Source organism: Streptomyces sp. NPDC028711, from assembly GCF_055565415.1.
This window is the reverse complement of record NZ_JBVHUJ010000016.1, coordinates 57,442-65,111: the sequence shown is the minus strand read 5'-3', so window position 1 is coordinate 65,111 and position 7,670 is coordinate 57,442. Positions and strand designations below refer to the sequence as shown.

The window sequence follows — 7,670 nt, the reverse complement described above, 5'->3', positions numbered from 1 at the left end:
CCGCGACTACCTCGAACTCCACGGCCTCTCCGTCCAGCTCGCCGAGGCACTCGCCGAGTACTGGCACGCCCGCGTCCGCGCCGAGCTCGGCTTCGGCGGGGAGGACCCCGCCGGTTTGGCGGGCATGCTGCGCACCGAGTACCAGGGCTGCCGCTACTCGCTCGGCTACCCGGCCTGCCCCGACCTGGAGGACCGGGCGAACATCGCCGCGCTTCTCCGGCCGGAGCGGATCGGGGTCGTGCTGTCGGAGGAGTACCAGCTCCACCCCGAGCAGTCGACGGACGCGATCGTCGTCCACCACCCCGAGGCGAGCTACTTCAACGCGGGCAGAGTCTCGTGACGCCCTTCTCCTTCGAGTTCTTCCCGCCGAAGACGGACCGGGGCGAGCAGACCCTCTGGGACGCCATCCGGCGCGTGGAGGCCCTCAAGCCGGACTTCGTCTCCGTCACGTACGGAGCGGGCGGGGGTTCCCGCGACCGCACGGTCGACATCGTCCGGCGCATCGCGAGCGAGACCACCCTGCGGCCCGTCGCCCACCTCACCGCAGTCGGCCACTCGGTCACCGAGCTGCGCCACATCCTCGGGATGTACGCGGACGCGGGGATTCGCGACGTCCTGGTGCTGCGCGGCGATCCGCCCGGTGACCCCCGAGGGGCCTGGACGCCGCATCCCCAGGGCCTCACGTACGCCCGTGAACTCGTCGAACTCGTGCGATCTCTCGGGAACTTCACCATCGGTGTGGCGGCATTCCCCGAGATGCACCCGCGTTCACGGGACTGGGAGCAGGACGTCCGGCACTTCGTCGCGAAGTGCCGGGCGGGCGCCGACTACGCCATCACCCAGATGTTCTTCCGGGTCGAGGACTACCTCCGGCTGCGGGACCGGGTCGCCGCCGCGGGATGCGACACCCCGATCATCCCGGAGATCATGCCGGCGACGGACGTACGCCAGATTCGCCGCTTCGCCGAGCTGTCGGGAGCCACGTTTCCCGACGACCTCGCCCGCCGCCTCGAAGCGGCCCGCGACGACCCGGCCGAGGGACACCGGGTCGGAGTCGAACATGCCTCCGCCATGGCGGAACAGCTTGTCCGCGAGGGCGCCCCGGGCCTGCACTGCATCACCTTGAACCGTGCCGCCGCCGCCCTCGACATCCACCGCAACATCCAGACCGCAAGGAGTCTCAGTGTCGACTGATTACAAGGTCGCCGACATCTCCCTCGCCGGGTTCGGCCGCAAGGAGATCACCCTCGCCGAGCACGAGATGCCGGGCCTGATGGCGATCCGCCGCGAGTACGCGGCCACCCAGCCCCTCGCGGGCGCCCGGATCACCGGCTCCCTCCACATGACCGTGCAGACCGCCGTTCTCATCGAGACGCTCGTCGCCCTCGGCGCCGAGGTCCGCTGGGTGTCCTGCAACATCTACTCGACGCAGGACCACGCGGCCGCCGCGATCGCCGCCGCCGGCATCCCGGTCTTCGCCTGGAAGGGTGAGACCCTCGAGGAGTACTGGTGGTGTACGGAGCAGGCGCTGACCTGGCCGAACGCCGACGGCCCGAACATGATCCTGGACGACGGCGGTGACGCCACCGTCCTCGTCCACAAGGGTGTGGAGTACCAGAAGACCGGTGCGCTGCCCGAGGCCGACAACGAGGAGATGGCCGTCGTGCGCGCCCTCCTCGAGAAGTCGGCCCTGGACTGGGCGACGATCGCCGCCGGCATCCGCGGGGTCACCGAGGAGACCACGACGGGCGTCCACCGCCTGTACGAGATGCACCGCGAGGGTGCGCTGCTCTTCCCGGCGATCAACGTGAACGATGCCGTGACGAAGTCGAAGTTCGACAACAAGTACGGCTGCCGCCACTCCCTCATCGACGGCATCAACCGCGCCACGGACGTCCTGATCGGCGGCAAGACGGCGGTCGTCTGCGGCTACGGCGACGTCGGCAAGGGCTCGGCCGAGTCCCTCCGCGGCCAGGGCGCCCGGGTCATCGTCACCGAGATCGACCCGATCTGCGCGCTGCAGGCGGCGATGGACGGCTACCAGGTCGCGACCCTTGAGGACGTGGTCGAGACGGCCGACATCTTCATCACGACCACGGGCAACAAGGACATCATCATGGCGTCCGACATCGCCCGCATGAAGCACCAGGCGATCGTCGGCAACATCGGCCACTTCGACAACGAGATCGACATGGCCGGCCTCGCCGCGATCCCCGGGATCGTGAAGGACGAGGTCAAGCCGCAGGTCCACACCTGGACGTTCCCCGACGGCAAGGTCGTCATCGTCCTGTCGGAAGGCCGCCTGCTGAACCTCGGCAACGCCACGGGCCACCCGTCCTTCGTGATGTCGAACTCCTTCGCGGACCAGACCCTGGCCCAGATCGAGCTGTTCACGAAGCCGGAGGAGTACCCGGTGGGCGTGTACGTCCTGCCCAAGCACCTGGACGAGAAGGTCGCCCGTCTCCACCTCGACGCCCTCGGCGTCCGGCTGACGACCCTCCGCCCGGAGCAGGCGTCGTACATCGGGGTCCCGGTCGAGGGACCGTACAAGCCGGACCACTACCGCTACTGATGTCCCGACCGACTGCTTCGGAGAGACGCGGACCGATGACGGCACCGACACAACTGAGCGCTTCCCCGGAGGTCCGCAGGGTCTCCCTCGACGGCGGTGGGCTTCCCCTGTCCGGACTCCTGGCGGAGCCGGACCGGGGCCCCGCGCGCGCGGCGGTGGTGGCCCTCCACGGAAGCGGGATGAACGCGGGTTACTTCGACGCCCGCACCCGCCCCGGTCTGTCGCTCCTGGCCCTCGGTCCGAGCCTCGGGTACACCGTGCTCGCACTCGACCGTCCCGGCTACGGCCTGTCCGCCGCCCGACTGCCGCAAGGCCAGCGGGTGGCGGACCAGGCCGTGGCCGTACGGGCGGCACTGCGGTCCCTCACGGAGCTCGGGGTGACCGGTGCGGGAATCCTGCTCCTGGCGCATTCGTTCGGCGGAAAGGTGGCGCTCGCCGCCGCGGTGGACCTCGACGGCGACAGCCTCCTCGGACTGGACCTGTCCGGCATCGGGCATGCCTACGAGACAGAGGTGATCGACGACCTGTCCGATCCCCGCCGGCACGGTGGCTGGAGGAGGAACTGGGGTCCTCTGCGGCTCTATCCGTCCGCCACCTTCCGGCAGGGCGGCGCGCCCGTCGAGACCGTGCCGTCCCAGGAGCGAGCAGAGCTGGCCCACTGGCCCGACTATTTCCACGACTTCGCACCCCGTGTGCGGGTACCCGTGCGGTTGACCTTCGCCGAGCACGAGGCCTGGTGGCGACACGATCCGGCGGCGCTCACCGAGCTGACGGCCGCCTTCACGGCTGCCCCGCGCGTCACGGTCGAGCGCCAGGAGGAGGCAGGCCACAACATCAGCCTCGGCCTGGCCGCCCGCTCGTACCATCTGCGGGCCCTGGGATTCCTGGAGGACTGCCTGGTCGCACGGGAGACCAGGGCCGTTCCGTGCTGACCGGCGTCGTGTCGTGGGGCCGGCGTCCGACCGTGTGTGAGGGGTGGGGCCGTACGCTCAGCACCGCGCACTGCGGGCGCTCGGCCTGGCGTGAGCGTCAGGACGCCGTGTCGAGGGCGTAGCGCAGCAGCAGGACCACGTCTGTCGTCGCGTCGCGGGTGAGGACGCGGTCGTCCGGGGAGAGGGTCAGGGCTGCCGTGCGGGCGGTCTCCATGGCCGAGGAGAGGGTCTCCACGGCATCGTCCGGCAGGCGCAGGGGAGGGATGTCGCCGGGGCCGGTGCGGTGGAGTTCTACTCCGGTGATCCTGATCGGCTCGGACTGGGCGAAGAAGGGAAAGTGCTCCGCCGTCAGGGTGGCGGCGAAGTCCGTCTCGCCCATAACGAAGGCGTGCCAGGCGGACGAGAAGTCGTGGCGGAGGCTGAACAGCCGGGACAGGCCCGCCCGGTCGGCCTCCCGCAGCTGGGCCGCGACGAACTCCTTGGCCAGCGGGGTCAGCCGCACCGAGGAACGCAACTGCGTCAGGGTCGCGTGCACCCCGGTGTAGGGACCCGTCACGGCGGCCACGGTGAGCCCGACGCTCTTGATCCGGCGCAGATAGTGGCCCGGACAGTCGAGGTCGTAGAGCCATTCGGGCAGACCGAACTCGCAGGTGCCCGTCTCCCGCAGCCGCATCAGGGGGCGTCGGCCGCCGTCCCAGTAGTTGAACTTGATGAACTCGCTCTGGTCGAGCTCCGGTCGCATCAGTTCGCGCTTGACGGTCTGCTCGGCCCGGCGGGCCACGTCGAAGGCCATCCGGTAGCAGGCGTAGAACTGCTTGGACAGTTCGCCCTGCATCCAGCCGTACAGCTCGGCGCCGGTGAACTTCTCGCGCAGCGACCGTTCCATCGCGAAGGACTGTTCGAGCTCCTTCTGGAGGTTGTCGTACTCGCGCCTGGCGATCTGTTCGCGGATCAGCGAGGAGATGAGCTGCCGCCCGTTGGCCATCAGCTCGTACGCCGCCGTGTTGCTCTGGTGGGTCCAGTCCTCCATGCGCCGCTCGTAGCCGGCGGTGCGCCCGGCGCGGCCGCCTTCGGCGGTGGCGCGTTCGGCCTCGCCGCGTTCGCGGCCGGACAGGATGCGGCCGATGGCGGAGAGCGTGGGGCCGCCCAGCTCCATGTGGCCGCCGAGACCGAAGGGCTCGATGTCGATGCCGAAGTTGGGCAGCATGCCGAGGACGCTGTACAGCGTGTCGACCTCGACGGCCTCGCGCTGCCGGTCCTGGGCTGCGGGCATGTGTTGGTTGAGCTCCCTGTCCTCACCGGGGATGAGCCGCAGATCGCTCACGGACGTCAGCCCCGCCTGGGCCCCCGGGGCCGAGGCGTGCGCGAGGGAGCCGGGTTCGTCCCGCTCGGGTGGGATCGGCGTCGCGTACCGCGTGACGAGCTCGCGGTGCACCTCGTCGAAGTTCTCCTCGGTGACGGGCGTGCGCGCCAGGGCGAGGGACCGGTGGCGGGCGATGTCGGCGTCCTTCCTGCCGAGCAGCGATCCGGTCGACGGCGAAGCGCTACCGGTACCTGGGCAAGGAGCGCGACGAGGAGACGGGCCTGATCCTTCTGGGAGCGCGGTACTACGCGCCGTGGCTGGCCCGCTGGATCAGCGGCGACCCCGCGGGGATGGCCGGCGGCCCCCACCTGTACGCCTACGCGGACGGCGAGCCGATCGGGATGAAGGACGACACCGGCAGATGGCCGGCCATGGTCGACAAGTTCCTGAGCGACCCCAAGGGCGCGGCGAAGACCGCCGGAGCCGTGCTCCTCGGATACGCCGAGACACGTGTCGCCGCTCTGGCGGACAAGGCCCTGCTCCTCAATCCGGTGACCGCACCGGTCAAACTGTCCCAGATGGTGGTGGAGAAGGTCTCCACCGAGGTCAAGGAGGTCCGTGAGGTCGCGCGCAAGGAGGGCAAGGCCGCGGCCACGCTGCGCGCGTGGAGCGGTTCGACCTCCTGGCACGCGGGCGACGCCATGGCGGCGGCACGCAAGCGCGGGGCGAGCCCGTGGAAGATCGCGGAGGCGGGTATCGCGAAGGCGGGCGAGGACACGGCCGAGATGAACCCGCTCTACCACCTGGGCGTGGCGCTGGTGGGCGCCCCGGTCTCCGCCGTGGACGCCCTCGACCGCGGCGACGGCCGGGGGCGGGCAAGCATCTGGCGGACGGAGACCATGCCGTACGAGAAGCTCCGGCTCTCCCGTGCTCCCCATCTGTTCAACTACTGAGCTGTTCGACCACCGACGGTGCGCGTGCCCGGTGCCGCGGCGAGGCGGTCGGCGACGTCGTCGCCCTCGCCCGCATCCGCCGCCCGACGCTTCACCCGCCCCGCCGGCAAAGTGGTCTCCGGCACAGGAGGCGACTGTCACCTCCACCGGCCCGCCCGCCCCTCGCCCGTGCGGCGCAAGGCTCTCACCGCCCTCGGCGCCGTCCGGCGAGGCGGCGCCGCCCCGAGGGACGTGACCGACGTCTCTACCCCGGGGCCGCCCCCGTACCGCAAGGTGGTCGCCATGACCTCCACCACCCACTCCCGCCTCCTCCTCCGCGCGCGGACCGGCGGTCCCCAGGACGACGACCGGGGCCCCAAGCTCGTGGAGCACGTCCTCGGCTGGACCCTCGTCGTCCTCCTCGCCGTGCTCGTCACGCGGGCGGGACTCATGTAAGCCGGGGGACCTCCCCGCACCCGCGTGGGCCCCGGGCGTCCGTGTGATCCACCGGCGGCCCGCGTGAGCCGCGCGCCGCGAACGGGCATACTCCCCGCGACCCCGCGCGCGGCCCGTCCGCGCCCGGCAGGGAGGAGCGCCGGTCATGGCAGCCGAGAGGAACGCGGACGGCGTGGAACGCCGGCTGCCCACCGACGAGGCCCGCGAGCTGCTCGACCTCACGCGTGACATCGCCCGGCGGGAGATCGCTCCGAGCGCCGCCGAGGAGGAGGCCGCCGGACGGTTCCCGCGCGAGCTGTTCACGCTGCTGTCCCGCTCCGGACTACTGGGACTGCCCTACGACCCGGTGTACGGCGGGGGCGGCCAGCCGTACGAGGTCTATCTGCAGGTTCTCGAGGAGCTCGCCGCGGCCCGGCTCACCGTGGGGCTCGGCGTCAGCGTCCACACCCTCTCCTGCCACGCGCTCGCGTGCTTCGGCACCGAGGAGCAGCGGGCCGCCCATCTGCCCGCGATGCTGGGCGGCGGCCTCCTCGGCGCGTACTGCCTCTCCGAACCCTCCGCCGGATCGGACGCGGCGGCGCTGCGTACCCGGGCCGTCCGCGAGGGCGCCGACGAGAGCGGCAGAGGCGGCGACTGGGTGATCGACGGCACCAAGGCATGGATCACCCACGGCGGAATCGCCGATTTCTGCACCGTCATGGCCCGTACGGGCGGCGCGGGCGCACGGGGGATCACCGCCTTCCTGGTGCCGGGGGACGCACCGGGGCTGAGCGCGGCGCCTCCCGAACGGAAGATGGGAATGAAGGGCTCGCCCACCGCGCAGCTCCACTTCGACGGGGTACGGGTTCCCGACGCGCGGCGCCTCGGCGCGGAGGGGCAGGGCTTCGCCCTCGCGCTGGACGCGCTGGACTCGGGGCGCCTCGGCATCGCCGCCTGCGCGGTCGGGCTCGGTCAGGCGGCCCTGGACGAGGCCGTGGCCTACGCCAGGGAGCGCCGCCAGTTCGGCCGGCCCATCGCCGACTTCCAGGGGATCCGTTTCCTCCTCGCGGACATGGCGACCCTGATCGAGGCGGGCAGGGCGCTGTACCTGGAGGCGGCGCGGCTCCGGGACGAGGGGCGGCCCTTCGGCCGGTGCGCCGCGATGGCCAAGCTGTTCTGCACGGACGCCGCCATGCAGGTCACGACGGACGCGGTGCAGGTCCTCGGCGGATACGGCTACACGGCGGACTTCCCCGTGGAGCGGTATCTGCGGGAGGCGAAGATGCTCCAGATCGTCGAGGGGACCAATCAGATCCAGCGGGTGGTCATCGCCCGTCACCTGGTCGGACCAGAATCCCGCTGACGCGCACGGTGCGGTCCGCCCAGACGGGGCCGGCCGCGAGCCGGGCCCACTCCTGGTCGCGGTGACCGGGAAGGGTACGGCCCTGACTGGCCCAGAGGGAGAGCACCGCCTTGTAGATGGGCGGGTCGGCGGG

8 protein-coding genes are annotated in these 7,670 nt (G+C 71.4%); 7 read left to right on the top strand and 1 reads right to left on the bottom strand.

The window, feature by feature from the left end; genetic code table 11:
• From ACZ4VK_RS34855 to ACZ4VK_RS34840, 4 genes are all read left to right on the top strand, one after another.
• Nucleotides 1–340 (top strand): vitamin B12 dependent-methionine synthase activation domain-containing protein (locus ACZ4VK_RS34855; protein ID WP_468361379.1); only part of this gene is annotated, 340 nt, incomplete at its 5' end.
• Nucleotides 337–1,194 carry a methylenetetrahydrofolate reductase [NAD(P)H] gene (gene metF, locus ACZ4VK_RS34850; protein ID WP_468361376.1) on the top strand — a complete coding sequence of 286 codons (858 nt, stop codon included), beginning with the start codon at nt 337–339 and terminating at the stop codon, nt 1,192–1,194. The genes ACZ4VK_RS34855 and metF, both read left to right, overlap by 4 nt.
• Nucleotides 1,184–2,572: an adenosylhomocysteinase gene (gene ahcY, locus ACZ4VK_RS34845; RefSeq protein WP_468361373.1), complete on the top strand. Its 1,389-nt coding sequence runs from the start codon at nt 1,184–1,186 to the stop codon at nt 2,570–2,572. Before metF ends, ahcY begins: the two co-directional genes overlap by 11 nt.
• Nucleotides 2,573–2,607: 35 nt before the next feature.
• Entirely contained in the window at nt 2,608–3,504 is an 897-nt protein-coding gene (locus ACZ4VK_RS34840; protein ID WP_468361370.1) for an alpha/beta hydrolase, read from the top strand.
• Nucleotides 3,505–3,601: 97 nt separating this feature from the next.
• Here ACZ4VK_RS34840 and ACZ4VK_RS34835 read toward each other — a convergent pair whose 3' ends face one another.
• Nucleotides 3,602–4,939, bottom strand: coding sequence for a Tc toxin subunit A-related protein (locus ACZ4VK_RS34835; RefSeq protein ID WP_468361367.1), 1,338 nt, complete (start codon nt 4,937–4,939; stop codon nt 3,602–3,604).
• An 89-nt stretch (nt 4,940–5,028) separates the two neighbouring features.
• Between ACZ4VK_RS34835 and ACZ4VK_RS34830 the strand changes: the two genes are divergently transcribed.
• The 3 genes from ACZ4VK_RS34830 (at nt 5,029) to ACZ4VK_RS34820 (ending at nt 7,537) form a co-directional block, all read left to right on the top strand.
• Nucleotides 5,029–5,760 (top strand): RHS repeat-associated core domain-containing protein, encoded by a 732-nt coding sequence (locus ACZ4VK_RS34830; protein ID WP_468361388.1) that lies wholly within the window; start codon nt 5,029–5,031, stop codon nt 5,758–5,760.
• 282 nt (nt 5,761–6,042) lie between these two features.
• Nucleotides 6,043–6,195, top strand: coding sequence for an SCO1431 family membrane protein (locus ACZ4VK_RS34825; RefSeq protein WP_468361385.1), 153 nt, complete (start codon nt 6,043–6,045; stop codon nt 6,193–6,195).
• Nucleotides 6,196–6,340: 145 nt separating this feature from the next.
• Nucleotides 6,341–7,537, top strand: coding sequence for an acyl-CoA dehydrogenase family protein (locus tag ACZ4VK_RS34820; RefSeq protein ID WP_468361364.1), 1,197 nt, complete (start codon nt 6,341–6,343; stop codon nt 7,535–7,537).
• The last annotated feature ends 133 nt before the right edge of the window (nt 7,538–7,670 follow it).

Coding starts and splice junctions, on each gene's coding strand:
- ACZ4VK_RS34825 (WP_468361385.1), top strand. CDS start 6,043: ATGACCTCCACCACCCACTCCCGCCTCCTCCTCCGCGCGCGGACCGGC.
- ACZ4VK_RS34820 (WP_468361364.1), top strand. CDS start 6,341: ATGGCAGCCGAGAGGAACGCGGACGGCGTGGAACGCCGGCTGCCCACC.
- ACZ4VK_RS34840 (WP_468361370.1), top strand. CDS start 2,608: ATGACGGCACCGACACAACTGAGCGCTTCCCCGGAGGTCCGCAGGGTC.